At 36.8% G+C, this 24,049-nt stretch carries 18 protein-coding genes; 8 read left to right on the top strand and 10 right to left on the bottom strand.

Going from position 1 to position 24,049, the window contains the following annotated elements; translation table 11 throughout:
- Window positions 1-65 precede the first annotated feature (65 nt).
- The 6 genes from HOO91_05535 to HOO91_05510 form a co-directional block, all read right to left on the bottom strand.
- The gene (locus HOO91_05535) at window positions 66-1,514 is read right to left on the bottom strand and encodes an NAD(P)(+) transhydrogenase (Re/Si-specific) subunit beta (GenBank protein ID NOU17004.1); all 1,449 of its coding nucleotides are present in this window, start codon (window positions 1,512-1,514) and stop codon (window positions 66-68) included.
- Window positions 1,515-1,527: 13 nt separating this feature from the next.
- A complete protein-coding gene (locus HOO91_05530) occupies window positions 1,528-1,833 on the bottom strand; it encodes an NAD(P) transhydrogenase subunit alpha (protein NOU17003.1) in 306 nt (101 codons plus the stop codon).
- Window positions 1,834-2,006: 173 nt separating this feature from the next.
- Window positions 2,007-3,134, bottom strand: a complete 1,128-nt coding sequence (locus HOO91_05525) for a Re/Si-specific NAD(P)(+) transhydrogenase subunit alpha (protein NOU17002.1) — start codon at window positions 3,132-3,134, stop codon at window positions 2,007-2,009.
- A gap of 191 nt (window positions 3,135-3,325) precedes the next feature.
- Entirely contained in the window at window positions 3,326-3,925 is a 600-nt protein-coding gene (locus HOO91_05520; GenBank protein ID NOU17001.1) for a M23 family metallopeptidase, read from the bottom strand.
- A 245-nt stretch (window positions 3,926-4,170) separates the two neighbouring features.
- Window positions 4,171-9,321 (bottom strand): T9SS type A sorting domain-containing protein, encoded by a 5,151-nt coding sequence (locus tag HOO91_05515; protein NOU17000.1) that lies wholly within the window; start codon window positions 9,319-9,321, stop codon window positions 4,171-4,173.
- 170 nt (window positions 9,322-9,491) lie between these two features.
- Window positions 9,492-10,952, bottom strand: coding sequence for a LamG domain-containing protein (locus HOO91_05510; GenBank protein NOU16999.1), 1,461 nt, complete (start codon window positions 10,950-10,952; stop codon window positions 9,492-9,494).
- Window positions 10,953-11,369: 417 nt separating this feature from the next.
- Here HOO91_05510 and HOO91_05505 point away from each other — a divergent pair, with 417 nt between their 5' ends.
- Complete coding sequence (locus tag HOO91_05505) at window positions 11,370-12,353, top strand: acyl transferase (GenBank protein ID NOU16998.1); 984 nt, start codon at window positions 11,370-11,372, stop codon at window positions 12,351-12,353.
- Between the two features lie 62 nt (window positions 12,354-12,415).
- Here HOO91_05505 and HOO91_05500 read toward each other — a convergent pair whose 3' ends face one another.
- Window positions 12,416-13,591, bottom strand: coding sequence for an aminopeptidase (locus HOO91_05500; protein ID NOU16997.1), 1,176 nt, complete (start codon window positions 13,589-13,591; stop codon window positions 12,416-12,418).
- Between the two features lie 709 nt (window positions 13,592-14,300).
- Here HOO91_05500 and HOO91_05495 point away from each other — a divergent pair.
- The 3 genes from HOO91_05495 to thiL all read left to right on the top strand — a co-directional run bounded on the left by HOO91_05495 (window position 14,301) and on the right by thiL (window position 17,922).
- Window positions 14,301-15,920 carry an aromatic hydrocarbon degradation protein gene (locus HOO91_05495; protein ID NOU16996.1) on the top strand — a complete coding sequence of 540 codons (1,620 nt, stop codon included), beginning with the start codon at window positions 14,301-14,303 and terminating at the stop codon, window positions 15,918-15,920.
- Between the two features lie 116 nt (window positions 15,921-16,036).
- Entirely contained in the window at window positions 16,037-16,753 is a 717-nt protein-coding gene (locus HOO91_05490; protein NOU16995.1) for a hypothetical protein, read from the top strand.
- Window positions 16,754-16,878: 125 nt separating this feature from the next.
- The gene (thiL, locus tag HOO91_05485; GenBank protein ID NOU16994.1) at window positions 16,879-17,922 is read left to right on the top strand and encodes a thiamine-phosphate kinase; all 1,044 of its coding nucleotides are present in this window, start codon (window positions 16,879-16,881) and stop codon (window positions 17,920-17,922) included.
- Window positions 17,923-17,937: 15 nt separating this feature from the next.
- On the opposite strand, the gene HOO91_05480 is transcribed toward thiL, so the two are convergent.
- Window positions 17,938-18,318 carry a YraN family protein gene (locus HOO91_05480; protein ID NOU16993.1) on the bottom strand — a complete coding sequence of 127 codons (381 nt, stop codon included), beginning with the start codon at window positions 18,316-18,318 and terminating at the stop codon, window positions 17,938-17,940.
- Window positions 18,319-18,339: 21 nt separating this feature from the next.
- Here HOO91_05480 and HOO91_05475 point away from each other — a divergent pair, with 21 nt between their 5' ends.
- Complete coding sequence (locus HOO91_05475) at window positions 18,340-19,011, top strand: DUF4412 domain-containing protein (protein NOU16992.1); 672 nt, start codon at window positions 18,340-18,342, stop codon at window positions 19,009-19,011.
- Here the strand turns inward: HOO91_05475 and HOO91_05470 are convergent.
- A complete protein-coding gene (locus HOO91_05470; protein NOU16991.1) occupies window positions 18,974-19,927 on the bottom strand; it encodes an LD-carboxypeptidase in 954 nt (317 codons plus the stop codon). The two genes, HOO91_05475 and HOO91_05470, sit on opposite strands and share 38 nt — an antisense overlap.
- Window positions 19,928-20,160: 233 nt before the next feature.
- Here HOO91_05470 and metG point away from each other — a divergent pair, with 233 nt between their 5' ends.
- Window positions 20,161-22,194: a methionine--tRNA ligase gene (gene metG / locus HOO91_05465; GenBank protein NOU16990.1), complete on the top strand. Its 2,034-nt coding sequence runs from the start codon at window positions 20,161-20,163 to the stop codon at window positions 22,192-22,194.
- A gap of 57 nt (window positions 22,195-22,251) precedes the next feature.
- Here the strand turns inward: metG and HOO91_05460 are convergent, their stop codons facing one another.
- Window positions 22,252-22,650: a hypothetical protein gene (locus HOO91_05460; protein ID NOU16989.1), complete on the bottom strand. Its 399-nt coding sequence runs from the start codon at window positions 22,648-22,650 to the stop codon at window positions 22,252-22,254.
- A gap of 215 nt (window positions 22,651-22,865) precedes the next feature.
- Here HOO91_05460 and HOO91_05455 point away from each other — a divergent pair, with 215 nt between their 5' ends.
- A complete protein-coding gene (locus HOO91_05455) occupies window positions 22,866-23,387 on the top strand; it encodes an IS630 family transposase (protein ID NOU16988.1) in 522 nt (173 codons plus the stop codon).
- Between the two features lie 10 nt (window positions 23,388-23,397).
- A complete protein-coding gene (locus HOO91_05450; protein NOU16987.1) occupies window positions 23,398-23,802 on the top strand; it encodes an IS630 family transposase in 405 nt (134 codons plus the stop codon).
- The last annotated feature ends 247 nt before the right edge of the window (window positions 23,803-24,049 follow it).

The following is a 24,049-nucleotide window of genomic DNA, read 5'->3' as shown; positions in this document are numbered from 1 at the left end:
AAAGAAAAGACCACCAGAATTGATGGTCTTTTGTAATAAATATAATATATTCTTATTGTTATCTTCTATAAAGCCTTTATCTCCGCAACTAATTTCTGCATTGTTGCTTTCGCATCGCCAAATAGCATTCGGTTCTTTTGATGATAGAAAAGGTTGTTTTCGATTGCAGCATAGCCTTGAGCCATAGATCGTTTCATTACGATGATATTTTTTGCATCCCATGCTTTGATAACGGGCATCCCGTAAATTGGACTTGCAGGATCGGTTTCAGCGGCAGGGTTAACCACATCATTTGCACCAATCACCATTACTACATCGGTATTGGCCATCTCATTGTTTGCATCCTCCATCTCAACAAGTTTTTCGTAGGGAACATCAGCCTCTGCAAGTAGAACGTTCATGTGACCGGGCATACGTCCAGCAACTGGATGAATACCGTATTTTACTTCCACGCCTTTGCTTGAAAGTAGAACATCAAGTTCGTGGCAAAGATGCTGTGCTTGGGCAACAGCAAGTCCATAACCGGGGATTATATATACTTTTTGCGAGTAGCTAAGAAGTATTGCAGCATCGCTGAGGGTAATCTCCTTTACGGTTTTGTCTCCACTTCCAGCAATTCCAGCAGCACTTCCGCCAAAGGCACCAATAATTACATTCAATAAGGAGCGATTCATTGCCTTACACATCAGAATGGTAAGAATGGTTCCCGATGATCCAACAAGAATACCACCAGTTAGCATTGCTTGGTTATGGTAGAGAAATCCACCCATTGCAGCGGCTACACCTGTAAATGAGTTTAATAGTGAGATAACCACAGGCATATCGGCCCCACCAATCGGCATAACAAAGGTTACTCCATAGATAAGAGCGGCACATGCAAATAGATAAATTACAAGATTATTCCCTGCCTCTGGTTTAATGGCCATTATAAGAACCAGTGCAACAAGCAGAATAATCAAGAAAGAGAGGTTGACAATTCGCAAAATTGGGTGTTTGATATCGCCTATGCGACCATCGAGTTTACCGAAAGCAATCATACTTCCAGCAAACGATACTCCTCCAATCATCAAGGCAAGGAGAATTGCAATGGCTTCGCCGTTTAACATGTTCTGCGCACCTTCGGCAGCTAGCATATTCTGCATTCTTGGGAATTCCATCATTGAGATTAATGCAGCACAGGCACCCCCCATTCCATTGAACAGTGAAACCATCTGTGGCATAGCCGTCATCTTTACCTTTTTTGAGGCGTACCATCCAATAAAAGTACCAATGGCTAAAGCGATTACAATCCAAGGGATATTTCCGATGGATTCACCTTCCTTTTTATGAAAAAGGATAGTAAAGAGGATAGCAGCAGCCATACCAGCAGCAGCCCATAGGTTACCAGTACGTGCGGTATCGGGATGACTTAGTTTTTTCAAACCAAAAATAAATAGAACCGATGCAACCAAGTAAGAAATCTCCAGAATGGAAATCTCGTTGGTAAATTCAATGATTTTTGTAAGTTGTTCCATTATTTAATCCTCCCTATTTTTTCTTTTTCTTAAACATTTCGAGCATACGGTCGGTAACTACGAATCCCCCAACAACGTTCAGTGTTCCAAGTATCACAGCAAGGAAGCCAAAGATAAGTGAAAGGGTATCATGTGCGTGACCCATTACGATGATGGCACCAATGATTACAACCCCGTGGATAGCATTACTACCAGACATAAGGGGAGTATGCATAACCGCTGGAACATGCGAGATGACTTCAATCCCAAGGAAAATAGATAGGATAATAATGAAGATCATTTCCTTATATTCGATGAAAAACTTTAAGATTTCTTCCATGTTTTTTAAGTGTTTTTTGAAAATATGATTAATATCAAAGAATCAGATTGGAATGAAGGAAGAGAAAGAATAAATATTGAAGATTGAATATCTTCCCATTATTTCAACATTCCAGTATTCCATTTCATTGTAAATCCCCATGAACATTCATTAACTAATCTCAAATGTTGAGGTTAACTAGTAACCACCGCCCGCACTCTTTCGTGAACAATCTCTTTGTTGTGAGTAACAGCAGTACCCTTAACAATATCATCGTCCCAGTTAAGGTTTAAATTACCCTCTTTGGTTATGATAAGTTTTAAGAAGTTGATCACGTTCTTTCCAAACATCTTGCTTGCATCCGAAGGCATATCAACAGCAAAGAATGAATTACCAATAACGGTAATTCCGTTGTAAACGTATGTTTCGTTGTTCTTGGTAACCTCGCAGTTTCCTCCTGTTGAGGCTGCAATATCTATAATTACAGCACCTGATTTCATTGCTTCCACAGTATTTTTTCTAAGCAACAGTGGTGCTTTTTTACCAGGAATTTGTGCGGTACAAATTACCACATCGGATTTTATAGCATGGTCGTGTATGGCTTGTGCCTGCCGTTGTTTAAACTCTTCGGATTGCTCAACGGCGTAACCTCCAGCAGACTTATCATCGGAAGCACCCTCAACTTCAATAAACTTCCCACCAATTCCCGTTACCTCCTCTTTAACAGCTGCACGTACGTCGAATACTTCTACTACTGCTCCCAGTTTACGTGATGTGGCAATGGCCTGAAGACCTGCAACACCTGCGCCGAGTATCAGTACTTTAGCGGGAGTAATTGTTCCTGCAGCAGTCATGAACATTGGGAAGAATTTTGGCAGAGTGTTGGCAGCAGTGAGCACCGCTTTGTATCCCGCAACGGTTGCCATAGACGATAGGATGTCCATAGCTTGTGCGCGCGAAGTTCGTGGGATTACATCAAGGCTAAAGCTTGTGATGTTTTTTGCAGCCAAATCTTTTACTAGGCCCGTATTAAAATATGGATTTAACACGGCAAGAAAAACTTTCCCCTCTTTCAACAACCCTTTCTCTTCATCCGTGGGGGGATTGATTTTCACCAATACTTCCGATTGGTTGATTACATTCTCTTTTGTATCCATTTTTGCACCGACCGCTTCATAATCGGCATTGCTGGCAAATGCGCTTAATCCGGCATCATTCTCAACAATTACGGACACATTCATTCTAACTAAAGCAGCAACGCTTTCGGGCAGCATAGCAACCCGGCGTTCGTCTTTTGTCTCTTTTAATATTCCTAATACCATAACTTTTAAGGGTTTTGTGCAAGAATAACAAGTAAAAGTAAAATAAGTTGAAGGTATTAACAATAGTTTTTCGGGTAAAAGCAGCACGAGTATTTCTGAATTTATCTAAGTATTATACTGATAGTGAGTTAAAAACCAATTAAGCAAAGGATTTGGTAATTATTGATGAGCCTTAGATTCTTTACTGATTTTTATTTAATGTTTTTTTGTAAAAATTCTATTGGATTAAAATAATATCTGTTTAAATCTTCAATGGAAAAGCAAACAAGGGAGTAAGATTTAAAGAATCGTTCAGGGTATCCTGAGATTGGTTTTAGTGGTAACGGTTTAATCTTTAGAATTTCTAGATGAAAATGATCGAATTGCCAACCATTTTTATTTAGTTCCTCTTTATTCATAAATCGAGCAATAGGAATATCAGGGTTGATATAATCATTTACCTTAACTTTTATTCCAGAAATGTGCTCGTAAAGTGTCCAGAATCTTATGTTTTCGAATTCATGCTCAATAATAATATTGGCGTAAGGACCATCGTTCCTTTTGCTAATAACCCTACCCTTAGCAATTGGGAAGATGGGCTCGTTTGAATAGTTATTATTAGGTCTTTTTATATCAATTCCAGTATGATAATGAGCAGGAATATTCAATCTTGACTTTCTTACCAACCCAAAATCTCCAATCGGCGACAACTTTATTTTAGAGAGATCTTTACGATCAGGTAGTTCAACAGGTAGAAACACCTGCGATCTGATTGAAAGTAATACAAACGCTAAAACGTATATTAATTGCATGAAATCCCATATTGAGAATGTAGGATAAAAATATATAAAAGAAGGAGATTTCAAATCCTTTGGTTAGATTGATTTTGAAAACTATGATTGATGCGGCTGGAAGGATATGCCTTGACTTTATGAAGGATATTATTCCAAAACTTCAAAAAAAGAAACCCCTTAATGAGAGGTTTCTTTTTTAAGCACCGTGGATCAAATTTAGTAGGAAACTAAAAGTCTTAATAATTTATCAATTAATAAATCACTTATTGTTTAATCAATTTACCCGTTTTAGTTACTTTATTATCTGTAATTTTAACAGTATAAGCACCAATGGCTAACCCACTCACATCAATTTTTTCGGTTTCTGATTTTGCGATTTTACTAATTAGAAGTTTACCAGTTAAATCGTAAATTGATATTGTTGCATTTTTGCTGATACTGTTTATGGTTAGTTCGTTTGTAACCGGGTTAGGAAACATCGATAATGAACTTTCGTTTATTTCTAGTATACCAGTAGCTAGATTAACTGTAACAGTTACATTTACAGTATTTACTATCATATCAAAGGTTATATCAGAACCTGTTGAACCAATAATAGGGATTCTCATAAAAACATCTCCGCTTTTTGGTGGGTATGCGGTTGCTAAGCCAACTGCATACGTTGTTTGATTTATGTTAAAGGCAGACATCATATCGCTATTTAGAATCTGAGGTTGACCTAAATTACTAAAGTCTTTTGGAACAGAAATATTTAAACCAAACAGTTCACCTTTGGAACGGAACTGAACAAACCTTTTATCGATAGTAATTTTTATCTCCGCATTTTCATTGCCCGATTTTTTGCTACCAGCAGGAAATGAAGTAATAATACCCGCTGAATATTGCAATATTAGCGAAGCATCATAAGCGGTGATACTACCAACCCCATCAACATTAGCGGTTACAATACGCCATGCTTCCCATGGTAATGGGTCAGCTGTGGGCAACGGGTCCAAACCTACAGAGTACTGCAAGGTTAGGGCAGCATCGTAGGCCTGAATGAGCGTATTGTCATCAACATCGCCAAAGCGTACAACTTCAAAAGAAGCACCACTTGTGGGTGTTGCAACTACTACATTACCTACTAAATCTGTTCCTGTCGCAAGCGAAACATTCACAGTTCCACGACCACTTGCAACAGTGTGGTTGAATGTATAGACAGTATTTGAAACCTTAGTCATATTGGTTACTGCAAGTGTATTAACACCGCTTAGAGCAATTTGTGGTATTGGAGCATCTGCCATTGGTTCGCTGAAAGTGGCAATAATGGTGATATTCTTACTTGCACCCACAAAACCGTCTGTATCGGAGTAGGTTATGGCTGCGGTTGGTGGAATATTTTCGTTAATAGTAATCGTTCCGTTTGTAATACTTGTTACTGCTGTTGTATTGTAAAGAAAGTTCGAAATAGTTAACGAAGAAGTCCCTTCTGCAAGAGTGTTGAACTGCAATTTTAAAATATTACCAGCACCTGAAAGTGGTGTTGATGTCATATAGCTGATTTGCAGATGCCCTGCTGTACTTGAATTTACCACAACGCTACCACCATCTGCAATTGTACCTGTTAGCGATTTATCAGCGTATTGAAGTTTTGTTTGATCGTAGTCGAAATTACATTGATACGAAATAATACCGTCACCTGATGCCAAACTTGTGGTTTCTATCGATATTTCAAATGTTTCGTCTACACGGTAAGAACCATCTGGTATGGTTATTTTTGTAGCGTTTTTTATGCAACGAACTGCAAACCCGTCCTGCTTGTTGTAGTTACCGCTGCTGGTGCAACTGGCGAAGCCGTAAAATAGGTGGCGGTTACATGCGATGGAAGCGTCTTTCTGAGTACTGCTCCAATAGTAGCTGTCGCCGCCTAGTTCGAAGAACAAACCATTGGTATAGTTACGGTAGCCACTGGGCAAAGCAGTAAATCCGCTTTCATTGGTTGCACCAGTATTTGGTGTTGTCCAATGTGTAGTTCCGATTTCTTTCATTTTACCTCCTGCAACGCTTTCACCACCCAAATAAGTAGTTAAAATTGCCCATTCGTCATCTGTAGGCACGTGCCAACCTGAGGGACATACATTTTTATTGCCGTTACTTGCAACATCAACTGAAAACCAATTATAGAGTGCACCATAAGTGGCTTTGTAAGTGGCGGCATCGTTGTTATACCAGCAATAAGCGGCACCAGCTATTGTCCATGCTGCATTGTCAGTTACCAATGGTATGTCAGAGCCATCATTGTACTTGGTGGTTTTCAAGTTTTCTTTCATCCATGTTTGTGTACCAATAGTTACGGTTTGGTAAATATTCCCATCAATGTCGGTTACCGTTGGAAGCTGTTCGTTATATAGGGCTTGAATTTCTTGGTCGTTTAGAGCACGATTGTATATGTGTAGGTCATCAATATCGCCATTATAATACCAACCCGCGTTTTGGGCTCTGCCGAAAAAAAGATCACTATTGTCACTAGAGATCGTTCCCGAAACATCATATGTAGTATTCAATGCACCATTAATGTAGATTTTTACTTTTGACCCATTATACGTCATTGCTATATGTTGCCATATACTTGCCATGATTGCACCTTGAGGCGTTTGTATAGGCAAATCCCATACCCCGCCTATTCTAGCTTGCAATTTCAATGAACTATTCTTTAGTTCTAAAGACCACCCATTTCCTATACTAGGGTTACATCTGGATACAATAAATTGGTCGTTAATGTCAACTCTGAATGGATTTATCCATGTTTCGACCGTTAAATCGTTGGTAATATTGAGGTTCGAAAAATATGGAATGGAAATGTAATTATTAACTCCATCAAAACTATATGACTTATTTGCGTTCCCAAATCTATCTGTGCTTAATGTTGCACCATTTACGGTTCCATTATTTCCATTTCCGCTTTCATCATTGGCATTACCGTTGAAGGGGTAGTAGGCAACCAATCCATCAATTGTAAAACTCATCTCAGTAGCCCATGCCCCTCCCTTATATCCATTATCTACAGATTGTACGCTCCAATAGTAGGTGCCAGCAGGTAAATTTTTTAATAGAAATGAAGTTCCCAACTGTGCATTACCCATGGTCGGTTTTTTAAGGATACCATCGCTTAGGGAGTGTGGACTTACAATATCGAAACCTCCGGGAGTTTTACCCACTCTTACATTGTAGGTTAAAGCAATTGAAGGAGTTTCATTATCCGTAGCGGCATTCCAATTTAAAGTAACTTCAGAGCCATAGGGAGTAGAAGTTAGGTTTGTGGGTGTGGCAGGAGCAGAATTGGGAGTGGTAGCATTATTGCTGAAGAGGGATGTAGTGTATTGTGTTCCTGATATTGCTCCACAATAAAGAATGTCTAGATCGCCATCTAAATCATAATCCCCCCATTGCATAGAACCGAAGATTACCCCAGGTAAAAAAACATCTGATTGTTCAGAAAAGGTATTATCGCCATTGTTTTTATAAATCCTTGAGATATTTGTACCTCCAGCACTCAAGTCGCCAGAAAGAAATATATCTAATAATCCATCATTATTATAATCACCGCATTTTACTATACAATTGCTACCAACAGCAGGAATTGAAACACCCAAATCTATAAAGTTATTATTACCCATGTTTGAATAGATTTTAGTTACCCGACTGGTACAATCATTATTGGTACATCCAGCAATTATAATATCTAAATCCCCGTCATTATCCAAATCTCCCAAATCTATAGAACTTGCTTGAACGGGAGTAAGATTTACCCCTGTTAGTTCGGTGAAAGTATTACCACCATCATTCCTATAAAATTTTGAAATAATTCCACCATTATATCCAGTAGAAATAATATCTAAATCTCCATCGTTATCCATATCTCCCCATTTTGAAAATCCCTGTGAAACGCCAGCAAATGGAGTACCCACTAATTCGGTAAAGGAATTATTACCATTATTGATATAAATTTTTGATAAATAGGTCCAAGTATTATTTATCATACCTGTGAGAAATAAATCCAAATCTCCGTCATTATCGCAATCGCCCCATTCAAACGATCTGCCGTGAACCCCAGGGAGAGAAATTGACATTTGCTCAGTAAATGTTTGGTCGCCATTATTTTTGTAGATTTTTGAAATGTCTCCCGATGCTGTCCAACCAGATACTGCGATATCCAGAAATCCATCATTATTGTAATCACCCCAGTCAACAGAACTACCATAAATCGGGACTATTGCAATTCCCTGCTGCTCAGAAAATGTATTATTCCCCTCATTTTCATATACTATTGATGCAGAATTCCCTTCATTAATCCCTGTAATAATAATATCTAAAAGCCCATCATTGTTATAATCCCCCCATTCCAACTGACCAAGAGAAAATGATTTTAATCCAGCATCAATTTCAGTAAAATATGAAAGGCTTGCCACCTCAACCGTATCGGAGTGGATACTCTCATAGCCGAAGTTATCAAAGGAAGTAACAAAGTACTGGTAGGATGCTCCAATAGTTACATTGTTATCAATGTAAAGAGTATCATCCACATATGGTGAACTAACCATAATGCTGTCATATAGGACATTATCCCTATAAATACGATACTTTGTTTTACTGCTGATGTTTTCTGCCGACCAAGAAATCCTATTTTGTCCAAGTTGGCTTGGTGTTCCAATTACAATGAGAGGAGGTTGATAGTTGGCATAGAGATGAGAGATTTCAGAATTTGTTAAACCAATATTATAGAGACGAATATCATCTAATTTGCCCGTATAGTTATAATCACTTCTACCCATTAAAGCACCTATTTCCCATAGATCAACATCTCCTATATTAGAGGTGCAGGATATTAATAATTCATTTTTAAATATGCCGTCTACATATACTTTCATTTTGCTACCATCGAAAACACCTGTAAAAAAATGCCAATTATCAAAACTCACCCCTTCAGCATCCTTGACTAAATCAGAGGCAGTCTGTCCAATTCCTAATGCAGCATTTATTTTGGTTCCATTTAGACCGTAAAATAGATTGTAGTTTTGACAGCAACAAGAATTTGTACCAAAATGAAAGATTCCCTGATTAGCATAACCTGTTCCACTAGATTTTACCCAGGCAATAATAGTAAAAGGTGAATTACCATGTGGAAAATTTATTCCACCATTTAAACCTTGTATATGGGAATTACCATCAAAACTATAAGCACTATTTACATTCCCAAACCTATCAGTATTTAGGGTCGCTTCATTTACCGTTCCATTATTCCCATTCCCGCTTTCATCATTTGCGTTCCCGTTAAAAGGATAATAAGCAACTAAACCATCTTGCAGGTTTACTTGTGGTTTTGCTAAAAAACCTATAAGCAAAAGGCCTAATATTAAGATTGTTAGCTTTTTCATAACCGTTAAGTTTAAATTGTTAATACTGGTTCATGTTATGATTATTTCTGAAATCGCTGAAATTTTGTAGAAAGAACAAAATGGAATTCCATAAAAGGTTAGAAATAAACACCCTAAACAAAATACATCATCTATGTTTGCTATTATTTTTTGTTTACAAACATGTTTTTTTATTTCCCCTCATTATATAAGGCTTGAATTTCTTGTTCACTTAGGGCACGATTGTAAATGCGGATGTCATCGACTTTCCCATTTAAGTAGTAACAATGCATTCCTCCTATACCTGATGGATTTACACATGTTCCAATATAATACTCTTTATTTGCAACAAAAGTGTTGTTAACAAAAGTACTATTACTGCTAATTTCCTTCCCATTGATATACATTCTAGTACCTGATGAATTAGTAGAAACAGTATAATGAATCCATCTATTGATAGGTTCGTTATCATATAGTCCATTCAATAAATTAACATGGCAATGACTTTGAAACTGATAGTTTCCTGGTACCTCAGGATTAAGTATAAACATTAACCAGCTAGTCCCGCAATTATTTCCACCATATCCAAATAGAACGGGGTAACTATCTAAATTATTTGCATTAAACCAAAGGGATACTGTTCTTTCGTCTGTTGGCAAATTAGTTGCAGAGCCAACGATATGGTCATCCACCCCATCAAAACTATAGGCACTATTAGAATTTCCAAATCTATCCTCTGCTAGTGTGGCTCCATTATTAATCCCATTATTTCCATTTCCACTCTCATCATTTGCATTACCATTAAAAGGATAATAAGCAATTAGGCCATTGGTAGGAATTGCATTTTTTTCAAGTTCAATTAACAACGGCAAATTCCAAGTTTCATTCTTAAACATCTTCAAAGAATCTATTGGATAGATATGTGTATATGTTATGTACTCGGTCTTTTCCACTGTCAAGGTATAATTGCTTAAGCTATCTTTTACAGTAACAACATTATTTAGAATGCTATCAAGATTTTGAACGTAAGAATAGGAAGCATGACTTACAGTTAGTTTGGCTGAAAGCAGCTTGTCACTTTCTTTGTCTGTAACCCCAATCATAAAACCAAAGGTTTTTACTTCAATGATAGGGAAGCTGTTAAGCCCAAAATCTTCTGGTTTCTTATTTTCTGTGCTTAACACTTCAACATTTACAGGAGTTGTAGCGTTTTTTGTAACAGTGAATGCGATTGGTAATGGACTGCTGACATTTTGTGCTTCCTGAGAACCAACTAAAGGTGCTGCAAAGATCGTACTGTCATTCGAATTGAGTATTAGAAACTCGGTTAGTTTATAATTTCCAGTTTTTAGCACCATTTTTTGAGTGTAGTAACTTCCATTCATCTGCTGAATTTTTACTTCAGACGAGGTGTATTTAGTGGCACTTCCATCGCTGTTCTGAATGGTAAGGATAATTCTATCTGCATCCAATAGATCGTAAGCCATAGCACGTTTCATGGTTGATGCGTTTTGGGAATACGAAATGTTGATGGCAAATGCCACCTCACTTTCGGTTGTAATGGGTTCATTGCCATCTTTTTGACAGGTTACTAACAGGCTGCCAGTAAGGATTACAGAGAATAACATAAAAAAGGTTGTAGATTTTTTCATAACTTTAAGAGGTTAATAGGTTAATACTTCAATTAGTTACCGTCTGGGGCATAAAGAATTTTATTTTACATTTTGGTTCTTGCGAAGAAATTTGATATAAAGGCTGAGAGATTCGATAATTTCTATAGTTACAATTGTTGCAACTATTTATTAAGTTGAGTAAAAACAAGATTTTTCTTACAAATATTCCAGAATCTATAAAAACTCCATCACCATTAAATTATTGGCGGAAAATAATTTCTATCTATATTTTGAATAAAATTAAGTCAAATAAAAATAAAAAGATATAACCCTTTCGGGTGATACTCTGAAACTCAAACATGATAAAAGAATATTTATAAATAGCAGATTACAAGTGCTTAAGATTCTTGTTTTGTTCGTTAGCAATTAATTAAACTCTTGATATATCTTTGCAGGATGGTTAATTTAAAAGAAGAGATATTTCAGATTAGCAGCAAAGAGGAGTTTGAAAGGATAGCCCTTGAGGTTTTTCGATACCAGGCTCAAAATATTCCTATTTATAAGGAGTATATCGAACGACTTCGGATAAATCCAGAAGAAATAAACCATTCTGAAAAGATTCCATTTCTTCCTATTCAGTTTTTTAAATCAAGAGAGATAAAACCAATAGGTGTTGAAGCAAGCGCAGTATTTGAAAGTAGCGGAACAACTGGAAGTCAAACAAGCAGGCATTTTGTTGCTGATATTGAGTTATATATAAAGAGTTTTACCTTAGCGTTTAGCCATTTCTATGGCAATCCCGCTGATTATTGTATACTAGCATTGCTTCCATCATATATTGAACGCCAAGGATCATCATTGGTTTTTATGGTTGATCGGTTAATCAAACAATCTAAACACCCTGAGAGCGGTTTTTTTTTAAATGAGTTTGATAATCTTGCTGAAATCCTTAATCGCTTAGATTCTAATGGGCAGAAGTGCTTATTGATAGGTGTTTCATTTGCCCTTGTTGACTTTACAGAAAAGCATACCTTTAAGTTGAAAAACTCTCTTGTAATGGAAACTGGGGGCATGAAGGGTAGAAGAAAAGAGATGATAAGGGAAGAGTTACACCATCAGCTATGTAACGCTTTTGGTTTAAAGGGGATTCATTCCGAATATGGTATGACAGAACTATTATCGCAGGCCTATTCTGATGGCAAGGGTATTTTTAAATGCCCAAATTGGATGAAGGTAGTAATCCGCGATCCATATGATCCCTTTTCAACATTATCGCATCAAAAAGCGGGTGCTGTCAATATAATTGATCTTGCAAATATTTATTCCTGCTCATTTATTCAAACGGAAGATTTAGGTAAAACCCATGATGATGGCTCATTTGAAATTTTAGGTAGAATGAATGAAGCGCAGCTAAGAGGTTGTAATCTTTTGGTTTATTGAAACGAAAAAAACCTGATAGTTTTGTTTTCTATCAGGTTTCTACGACGTTTAATACAAGCCGACTATTTAGTAATATTTCTAAATTTAACAATCCCCATTTTAGTGGCTATTTCAGTAGGAATAGCATCTTTATGCACAAGAATTGCAATGGTTTTCATCTTCACAAAAGATTCGGACATGTAAAAAAACCCGTTATAAATATGATTTTCTGTTCCCCAGCTATTTTTGGTATAGTAGTACTTTGTTCCATTCTGATCGTTTGCAATACCTACAAGGTGCATTAGATGATCGTCGGTTGTTGTTTGATTATCAAAGTTTAGCTGACGGGTTTCTTGGGTAACATTTATCTCGGGTACGGGTCCGCTAAAAGTAAACATCTGTGCTACTCTATCTTTTTCTGAAACTTCAGTCCATCGACTCATATCAGTGTTTTTAAGATCTTCCACTTTTGCAGCAGGAAGAATAGCCACCCCTTTTTTATATGCAAAACCTTTTTCGCTAACATCACCATCCCAGCAAACTGAGTATCCGTTCATTATTGCATTATCAATTATTGTGGAAAGATCATTAAGTGGAACATTATAGTATGTATCTCGGTGCCAGTTGTCGGGAATCTCAAGTATAAAACTTTGATAGAAGGGGTGATGGTTGAAAGAGGTAATCTCAACGTAATCATCCAGTTTCAATCCAGTTGATTCTAGAAATGATTTTGGAGTAAATTTTTTCCCATTGATGGTTAATTCTGTTGGTGCTTTGCCTAGATATGCATCAAGAATTGATTCATAAGCAGGAGCCCAAGCAGTTGTTAATTTCTTATTAGGATTTTTAACAATAGCGTCAAGGAAAACATTCAGAACAGACTCTAGTTCACCATGAACATGGTCATTGCTACCATAATTCTTGCCTTGATACGATTCTTCAGTAGCCATACCATAACTTCTCATCATATTCAAAACATCATGAGCCTGACCACCTTGACCAAAATTATTTGTACCCTGATACCGGACATAAAGATTGGCTTTGTCGGAGTATGCACACCTTGCAAAATACATTTCCGATAGATCAAATTCAGGTTGACCTAAACGGATTAATTCTGTCTCAATGAAAGAGATTGTTGCAAAGCTCCAGCATGTGCCTGTGCTTTGTTGATTTTTTACTGGAGTGGTTTTAACCTGTTTAAGCATTGTAAAGGTGTACCCATTCCCGCTGTCCTGAGAGTAAATACTGCCAGTAAACATCAACAAAATCAACCCAATAAGGCTTAATTTCAACAATCCGTTTAGTGATTTCATATTTTTAAATAATTAACAAATTAGTATCTCCGTTGTTTTCAAAACACATTCGAAATTCATTTGACTCCTTAAATGTATAATCGGTTTAATTTGTCGGATAAGTTAGTAAAAAACAGCGGGCACATATTTTTTTATCAAATAAAAATTTATTTATGTTATTTAACATGTAAACTGGCTGATAAATATGTAATTGGGCGATAAAAGGCTTTTATTATTAATCACTTAGTTTTTTAAAAATTTTATTGTTATTAAGAAATATATATATTAGCATTTAAATTTACATCCTGATTCGATGCGCAGGGCAAGGTTGTTTCTAGCAATTGTAGGATATTATGTCTTTTTAAAACGATTTATAAAAAAGTCGTTTAGTATGATTTTTTATTCTAGTACAGAGCTAAAAGATACTGCAATCGATACCTATTCGTTAAAATCACAAATCTTTAAGTTTAGCCACCTCTACCATTTCTTTTTCCACCATGATTCCTGTAACATTGGACTAAAAACAGGATTCCTTTCACAATTTCTGATTATTTGATTCATATCTTTTTGCCTAAATAAAGTACGGGTGAAGTATCTTTTTACTTCGAACAGTCGTATAGAACACACGTTCAATTTAACCTAAATGAAAAAAAGTAATAACCTTAAATTAATGTTTATGAAAAGAGTACTATTTGCTTTACTATTTACAGGATTGATGTCACCAATTGCAGTATTTGCTGGTGGTATTGTCACCAATGCGGGCCAAAGCGCTTCATACGTTCGTATGCTTGCTCGCGATGCATCTACAAGTTTGGATGCGGTTTACTATAATCCGGCTGGATTAACAAAACTTGCGGATGGATTTCATCTATCACTTAGCAATCAATCAGTTTTTCAGAAAAAAACAATTGAAAACAAATTTCCTTCACTTCATAAGGCTAAATATGTTGGTGATGTTACAGCACCATTATTCCCAGATCTTTATGCTGTGTATAAGAAAAATAAACTTGCTTTAGGTTTTGGTTTTCAACCAAATTCAGGAGGAGGATCTGCAAAATATGATACGGGTCTTCCAAGTTTTGAAATACCAGTATCAGCCATTCCAGCAATGCTTGCTGCAAATGTTCCCACAATTCCAACCACTAACTATTCAGCGAATATTAATTTTAAAGGGACAAGCGTATTTTGGGGAGCTCAGCTCAATGCCAGTTATGCTATAAACGATATGATTTCCCTATCAGCAGGAGCACGAATGATTTTTGCTAAGAACACCTATAAAGGGTATCTAAAAAGCATAATGATTAATCCAAACTATCCTGCATTTGGTGCTTCATATACTGGCGGAATGGTTTCAGCAACCCAATTCTTTACTGATGGAGCTACTTACCTTACAGGGGTTTCTAATCAACTCTCAGGCTCAGCAACCTCATTGCAACCAGTTATTACTGGTGGTGGTGGATCCGTCCTGCTTTCAAATGGTACAGCTGCAGGATTAACACCAACTCAAGTAGCAACATTACAAGGGACTATTACATCTTTAGGCGGTAACCCAACAGGTATGACAATTGCACAAACTCAAGCCTTCCTATCAGGTGCTTCAACAACCTATGCAGGAAAGGCTTCAACAATGACAGCAAATGCAGCCGCAACTGCTGATAAGGATGTGGACGCAGACCAAACAGGTACTGGCTATACTCCAATTTTTGGTGCAAACCTCACCTTTGGCGAAAAATTAAATATTGGTATTAAGTATGAGTTTAGAACTAAGCTTACACTTACAAACAAAACCAAGGTAGATGGAACAGGTCTATTTACCGATGGTAATAAGATTAGAAGTGATATACCTGCAATTCTATCTGTTGGTATCGGTTATAAAGTTCTTCCTCAGATGAGAGTGAGTGCTGGTATGCATTACTACTTCGACAAAGATGCTATTATTGAATCAGCTCCAGGTGTTAAGAAGGTAATTGATGGAAACCTATACGAAGTTGCTTTAGGTGGTGAGTACGATATCACCGACAAAATTCTTATCTCCGCAGGATATCTTTATGCCAAAACTGGTGTAGGTCAAAGATATCAAACCGATTTAAGTTATAGTTTAACCTCAAATACTGTAGGCTTTGGTGGAGCTATTAAGGTTTCAGAGAAAATGGTATTGAATCTCGGTATGCTTTATACAATGTATAAGTCTGATGCAAAAAGCATTGACTATACAAAATATGGTGTTCCATCAGCACAAGAAACCTATAACAGAACAAACATAGACTTCTCAATTGGAGTAGATTATCATTTTTAAATCGTTTGAATAAAAATAATTATCTTGCAAGGGTCGGTTTATTCCGACCCTTGTTTATTTAAAACCGAATCCAAACACAGGAATTCATAACCTTTGAGGTCAAATATTTTAGGAGTATGAAGCAAATTGCGTTACTAATTACAATTCTTTGTTGTTTCTTTTATGTCAATGCACAACAAATACTTGAAAACCCAGCGATAGCTGATCGAACCCATCAGGACTTAACAATTTTAAGAGTAGGTCTATATAAAGATTCAACAGTTATTGAACTTTCAATTCAAAATAAACTGGCACAAGGAGGGTGGTTTTGTGCGGATAGGAATATATACATTGAGAACCCTAAAGATCATAAACGGTTTAATCTTATAAAAACGAGGGGTATTCCAACCTGTCCTTCGGTTCATAATTTTTTGAGAATAGGCGAGAAATTGAACTTCACCTTAGTTTTTCCTAAAATACCAGAAGAAACAAAGTTAATTAACCTAATAGAAGATTGTGATAAATCATGTTTTAGATTTACAAAGGTAATCCTTGACGAAAAGTTAAGCAAGGATATAAAACTATACGATCAAGGAGTCGAACTGTATGCTTCAAATAAAATAAATGAAGCCATCGATTGTTTTACAAAAGTTGTTGAGGTGATACCAGAATTTCCAACATATGTATACGGTTACTCCTACTTTAATTTAATCAGAATTTTTTTCAATAAGGGAGATAAATTAACAGCCAGATATTGGTACGATCAACTCGAAAAATCACACTTAGCTGACAAGGACTATTTTATTAATTCGCTTAAAAAAGAGGGAATACAGGTAAGTAGCAAATTTATTTGAACTTTTCTTTCACAAAACTTCTTAGCAAACATCGCAAACACTAGTATTTTGTTTTTGCTTATTAACATATCATCTTTTTATCTTGCCACTAATCTACTTATCTTTGCCTCTTAATTTTTTCAACAATGTCAAATAAGTCGAAGCGTACGGAATTACACGAGTTGGGTGAGTTTAGAGTAATCGATCACCTAACTGAAAGAGCAAAGAATACAAACAAATCCACAATTAAGGGCGTTGGAGATGATGCTACCGTGATTAATCCTGATGGCAAAAGGATGGTAGTAACAACTGATTTACTCCTTGAAGGTGTACATTTCGACTTAACTTATTTTCCTATAAGGCATTTGGGTTACAAAGCGGTAATAGTAAATCTTAGCGATGTTTATGCCATGAATGCTTTACCAAGGCAAATTACAGTTTCGATAGGCGTTTCGAAGCGTTTTTGTCTTGAAGATCTTGAAGAACTATACAGTGGTATATATTTAGCTTGTGAACGATATGGGGTTGACCTTGTTGGTGGTGATACATCAACCTCCTATACTGGATTAACATTAAGCATTACTGCTATTGGTGAGGCGAATGAGAAAGACTTATGCTACCGTAGCGGAGCAAAAACAAACGACTTACTTTGTGTTACAGGAAATCTTGGAGCAGCCTATATGGGACTTCAACTACTTGAGCGCGAGAAAAAAGTGTTTGATGGAAACCCAAACATCAAGCCTCAATTTGAAGGATGGGATTATATTCTTGAACGATTTCTTAAACCAGAAGTACGAAAGACAATTCTTGAAGAACTTCATATTGCAGGGATTAAACCTTCCGCAATGATCGATATTTCCGATGGGCTATCATCTGAAGCAATGCATATCTGCAAAAACTCAAACGTTGGTTGTAGAATTTATTTGGAAAAACTACCTATCGATCAACAGACTTTTAAGATTGCTGAGGAGATGCATATTGATGCAATTGTTGCTGCGCTTAATGGTGGCGAGGATTATGAGTTGCTTTTCACCGTCCCAATTGAATTTCATGAAAAAATTTTAACAATTGAGGGAGTTTCGGTAATTGGTCACATAACCCCCGAAAACACTGGTGCATTCCTCGTTACTCCCGATGGGAATGAGATAGAACTTAGAGCACAGGGTTGGAATGCGCTAAAGGAGGAATAGTTAATATCTCTAATACTAAAAGATAGGTTGAAAAGCATCCTGAATGTGCTCCAATTCAAAGACTTCTCCTTGCAAAATGATTGAGATAACATCGAATTGTACATCCATATTTAGGTTGTAGTTTTGTACATATGCCTCTGCTGCTTCAATTATAAACCTTTGCTTTTTACGTCGAACAGATTCCTTCGGCTCCTCCCAGTAATTGGTCCAACGGGTTTTTACTTCTACTACAATCAAGGTATTATCTTTGATTGCAACAATATCAAGTTCTTTATGTCCATAATGCCAATTCTTGTGACGGATCTTATATCCATTTTTGGCTAAATATTCTTCTGCAATTGCCTCGCCACGTTTACCCAGTTCCTTAGGGTGATTAAGATCATTATCATTTTTCATTTTCAACGTAACAAAAGTGATATGAAAGCGCTATACAGCATAATGATAACTAGACCTTTCATATTAATCGAACTATTCTTACTGTTAACTTTTACAGGTAATGCAGAATCAAAATTACAAAAATTTGAGGGAAGCATCAATCTGGAGAGAAAAACTATTTACGACACCTCTTTTATAAAAATACAAGTGAAGGGTAACTTGGTCCGTCTTGATGAGTTTGATTCCAAAATGAATTCGGTAAGTATTTTAATTATCAACCTCGAAAGCGAAAAAGTTGTTGCACTTTCTCCCAAGCGTAAATTGTTTTATGAGCTTATGACTAAAGGACTTACTCAAACCTCAAAAGAAGATACAACAATTATAAAGACAGAGAATAGAATGATGGTTAATGGTTATAATTGCAGTTTAGTGCGAGTTAAAAATATTTCACAGGATACTGAAACAGCTTTTTGGGTTACTCAGCGCAATTTTCCATTTTTCAAATTATTGAATGACATTCTCCGAAATATAAAATCAGACATCAACCTGTTTTCAAATCTCCCCGGAATAGATGGAGAATTCCCAATGCTAACAGTTGAGAGAACACTTCTTCGGAAAGAAAAAATGAAGGTTTCAGTTACTGAAATAAAAGAGGAGTTGCTAAACGTGAATATGTTTAAAATTCCTTCTGACTATCAAAAAATTGACCAATAGAAGGTTTTTCGAAAGCAACTGTTGCACCATTATCAGTTACCTCTAATCGAACTCGTCTACCCATAATTAAAGAATAGTTTGGTTCAACATGCCCTGCGGGAAAATCAAAACAAATTGGTATATTATAATTTTTTAGGGCATTAGAAACAATTTCGTGTGGAGTGAATCCGAAAGGGGTATGGTTATCCTTCATCTCTGTGAGACCACCAACTATTAATCCGGCAATATTAGTAAGTTTCCCGCCATGCTTTAAATTCATCATCATTCTATCGATGTGGTATAGATATTCATCCAAATCCTCGATAAACAAAATTTTCCCAGCGGGATTTATATCAGCATTCGTTCCAGAAAGACTATATAAAATAGAAAGATTCCCTCCCACCAAATTCCCTTCTGCTTTTCCCTGTTTATTAAGTGGATGAGGGTTAACAGTGTATTTGGGACTTTCTCCCGTTAAAACATTAATTAAACATTCCAGGGATTCATTAGTTCCACCTTCGGATTGAAAGTTGAATGGCATAGGGCCATGAATTGTTTCAATACCATACCAGCCATTCAAAAGACTGTGAAAAACCGTGATATCGCTATAACCAACCACCCACTTTGGATGTTGTTGAAGTTTGCGAAAGTTTAGGTGCTCAAGTAAACGAACGGATCCGTAACCGCCTCTTGCGCATAGAATGGCTTTAACGGAAGGATCTTCTATCATACCCATAAAATCACTTGCCCGTTGTTCTTCGGTTCCTGCAAATTGATGAAACCCAGCAAATAGATGTGGCGCAGTTTTTACTATAAACCCTTTTCCTGTTAAGAACCTGATTGCGGGATTAATTTCTTGCACTAAAACACGTCGGGCTGGAGCAATTATCCCAATACAATCGCCTGGTTTAATAAAAGGGGGTGTGATGTTTTCCATTTCATGTAAATAAAATCGGGTAAAATAACCTACTTCCTCCTATTGATAATTCAATTCATTTTATTGAAAGTGGAACATAGGTGTTTCACTCGAAGGAAAATAGTTAGTATATTTGTTGGCTAATTACACTTTAAAGGTAATAATTTCCGTTGATTTTTTTCTTCGATTGAAGATAATTATAAGCCTGTTTGACCGGGCTTGTTTTTTTGTGTTTAACTATTTAATTACGTGTTATGAAAAGTTACAAACGTTACCTAATCACATCTGCCCTGCCATATGCCAATGGGCCTATTCACATTGGACATTTAGCCGGTGTATACATTCCATCGGATATATATACAAGATATTTACGAATGAAAGGGATTGATGTTATTTCGGTTTGTGGATCCGATGAACATGGAGTACCAATTACAATAAAAGCTCGTCAAGAAGGAGTTTTACCTCAACAGATAGTTGATAAGTATAACGATATCATCAAACAATCATTTAAAGATTTTGGTATTGCATTCGACATCTACTCAAGAACTTCCTCAAAGGTTCATTATCAAACAGCTTCAGAATTTTTCAGGAAGCTTTACGATGATGGAACATTTATCGAAAAAACAACTGAACAGTACTACGATCAGGAAGTTAATCAATTTCTTGCTGATAGATATATTACTGGTACTTGCCCTCATTGCTCAAACGAGCGTGCTTATGGCGATCAGTGTGAGAAATGCGGAACAAGTTTAAATGCTACCGATTTAATTAACCCAAGTTCTACGCTCAGTGGATCAAAGCCAATTTTAAAGGAGACAAAACATTGGTTTTTACCACTGGATAAATACCAAGGGTTTCTTGAAAAATGGATACTAGAAGATCATAAGGAGTGGAAGGCAAACGTCTACGGGCAATGTAAGAGTTGGCTGGATCAGGGTCTTCAACCCCGAGCAGTTAGCCGGGATTTAGATTGGGGTGTTCCTGTTCCTGTTGATGGTGCAACAGGTAAAGTTTTATATGTTTGGTTTGATGCTCCTATTGGTTATATCTCTGCAACTAAAGAGTTAACCCCCGATTGGGAAAAGTATTGGAAAGATTCTGAAACCCGAATGATTCATTTCATTGGTAAGGACAATATCGTTTTCCATTGTATTGTATTCCCCGCAATGCTAAAGGCGGAAGGAAGTTATATTCTCCCTGAAAATGTTCCTGCAAATGAGTTTCTCAACCTTGAAGGGGATAAGATATCAACCTCACGAAACTGGGCGGTTTGGTTACACGAGTATTTAGTTGATTTTCCTAATAAACAGGATGTGTTGAGGTATACCCTTACTGCAAATATGCCTGAAACAAAGGATAACGATTTTACTTGGAAGGATTTTCAAACTAGGAACAACAGTGAGCTGGTAGCAATCCTTGGAAACTTTGTGAATAGGGCAATGGTGCTTACTCAAAAATATTTTGATAGTAAACTACCCGTTTGCTCAGAGCTAACACCCTTTGATAAGGAGACCCTTGCTGAAATACCAAAGATAAAAGATGCAATTGAGTATAATCTCGAAAACTTCCGCTTCCGTGAAGCGCTTAAAGATGCAATGAATTTAGCTCGTTTGGGAAATAAGTATCTAGCAGACACAGAACCTTGGAAGATATTTAAGGATCAACCGGAGAGGGTTGCTACAATCCTTAACATATCACTTCAAATAACAGCAAACCTGTCGATTCTGCTTCAACCATTCCTTCCATTCTCTGCGGAGAAGCTTAGACGAATGATTAATCTTGATAGTTGCGATTGGACTAGGGCGGGAGCAAGTGATATTCTTGGAGTTGGACATCTTCTTAATCAACCAGAACTTCTTTTTGATAAGATTGAGGATGAGGCTATTAACACTCAACTTGCAAAATTAGAGGCCACCAAAGTTGCAAACGAGAAGATGAACACTAAAGTTGAACCTCAAAAACCAAATATTACATACGAGGAGTTCTCTAAAATGGATATTCGTGTAGGCACTGTTTTGGAGGCTGAACGTGTCCCTAAAACACAAAAGTTGATGAAACTCCTTATTGATACTGGAATTGATAAAAGAACCGTTGTATCTGGAATAGCGGAACATTTTACCCCAGAAGAGGTTATTAACAGGCAGGTATCAATTCTAGTTAACCTTGAACCAAGAAAAATTAAAGGGATAGAATCACACGGGATGATACTAATGGCGGAGGATTCGGACGGTAAACTTCGCTTTATAATTCCTAGTGATAAGGTAGAAAATGGCTCAACAGTAAAATAGCAACTAATAAAAAAACCCCGATTTTAGTCGGGATTTTTTTATTAGCAAAAATTATAATTAAGCTTCATTATTTTCTATTGTATAGGTAATACGAAAGCCGACGTTTGCCAAGATGGAATAGGAATCATTAAGGTTGTAAGAGGTATAAAAAAGATTTCCATTATAAAAGAAATCTACCTTATTGAAATATATTGACCAGTTTCCATAGGATTGATTTGAAAAATGGTGTGATGTTGCAATATAATTTGAAAAATATACATAATAGCTAAAAGTACCCGCCTGACTTGCTGTAATGTAAATATTCTGATTGTAATTATTATAAGGAGATACAGAGGCATGCCCGGAGAAATACCCAAAATTAAAAGTATGAGCTCCTGGAGGAATACTCTTCAAATCTGACGCATTAAACAAACTTGTAGTTGCAATTAATGCAAATAGTACAAATAACTTTTTCATAGTGATAAAATTTTAAGGTTAAGGAGCAGAGGAACATCTCTTAAATTGAATTTTACAGAGTTAGGAATGTTCATTGTTTAAGATTTAGTTAAGTTTTAACAACTAAAAATACAATAAAAATTTTTATATAGCAAATGATGTGTTGGTAATTGTGTTTATTATATGAAATCTAATATATAACAATACATTATTTGTATATTTGCATAAAATCGATTATGCAAAAACTATCCATCCCTAACTTCACCGTAGAGGAACTCGAAAACATCCTGAACAGCAACGCTGATTATGTTGTAGGATCTAGGATCATGGCTTTAATTCAAATCAAGAAAGGGCTATCCTCCAGAAAGCTTGAGGAGCTCTACTACAAATCACACTCACGATTCTGCGTATGGGTTAGGAACTTCAACAAAGATGGTGTGGCAGGGCTAAAGGATAAGCCTAAAAGCGGGAGAAAGCCCAAATTAGACCACGCCCAGATGGGAGCGCTGAGATGCGTATTGACAAATAATAGACCGGATGAGTTTGGCTTTAACTCCGCCACATGGAGCGGCCCGCTAATCGGGGTGTACATCAATAAAACCTATGGGGTAGAATACAAGAAGGCTCAGGTTTACAACATTCTCAAAACGCTCGGTTTCTCCTTCCAAAAGGCAAGGGGCAAGCACCCTGAAGCGGATCCAGCCCAGCGGGCAGCGTTCGTTGAATCGTTAAAAAAAACTAGCGGAGGAACCGGCTAATGCGGTTTTCCTGTTCGAGGACGAGTTCAGCCTGAGCAATACCGCAACCCTTTCCTACATGTGGGGCTTAAAGGGGAAACAGCCTGTCGTTGGATGCAAGCAGAGGCAAGGAGAGCGGCAGACCACGTTTGGAGGCCTGAATATTGCTTCCGGGCAGGTTACGGTAAACTTCGCGGACAAAGGGAACTACATGTCCTTTAGAAAACACATCAGGAAGCTTCTAAGGGTATACCAGGAGGCAAGTAAAATCGTGCTAATCGTTGACAACGTTAGGTATCACCATGCGAAGCTGCTGAAAACTTTCCTTGAGCGGAATCCTAAAATAATGTACTTACCTCCGTATTCTCCGGACTTCAACCCCATTGAAAGGGTTTGGTGGTACATGCAGAGCATCCGCACAATAGGTATTTGTTGACCCTAAAGGAAAGAAAAGCAAGATTCTGGCAAATGTTTTCCCTCTTCTCTGTCCCAAATGAAAAAATCTTAATGATTTGTAACGTTAATTATTAGAAACTATATAATACAGAAATAATTGTTTTGAGGTGTTTATTTAAGCACTAATTTTAACATTCTGATATGTAATGGGATCACCTTCAACCATTCGAACAATAAGTTTATGAAAAATGGTTTGCTTATGTATCGATCTGTTGATCCTAAAGCAG

This window comes from Bacteroidales bacterium, assembly GCA_013141385.1.
GTDB lineage: Bacteria > Bacteroidota > Bacteroidia > Bacteroidales > Tenuifilaceae > UBA8529.
Note: the sequence above shows the minus strand (reverse complement) of the source record. Positions and strands in the feature narration are given on the sequence as shown.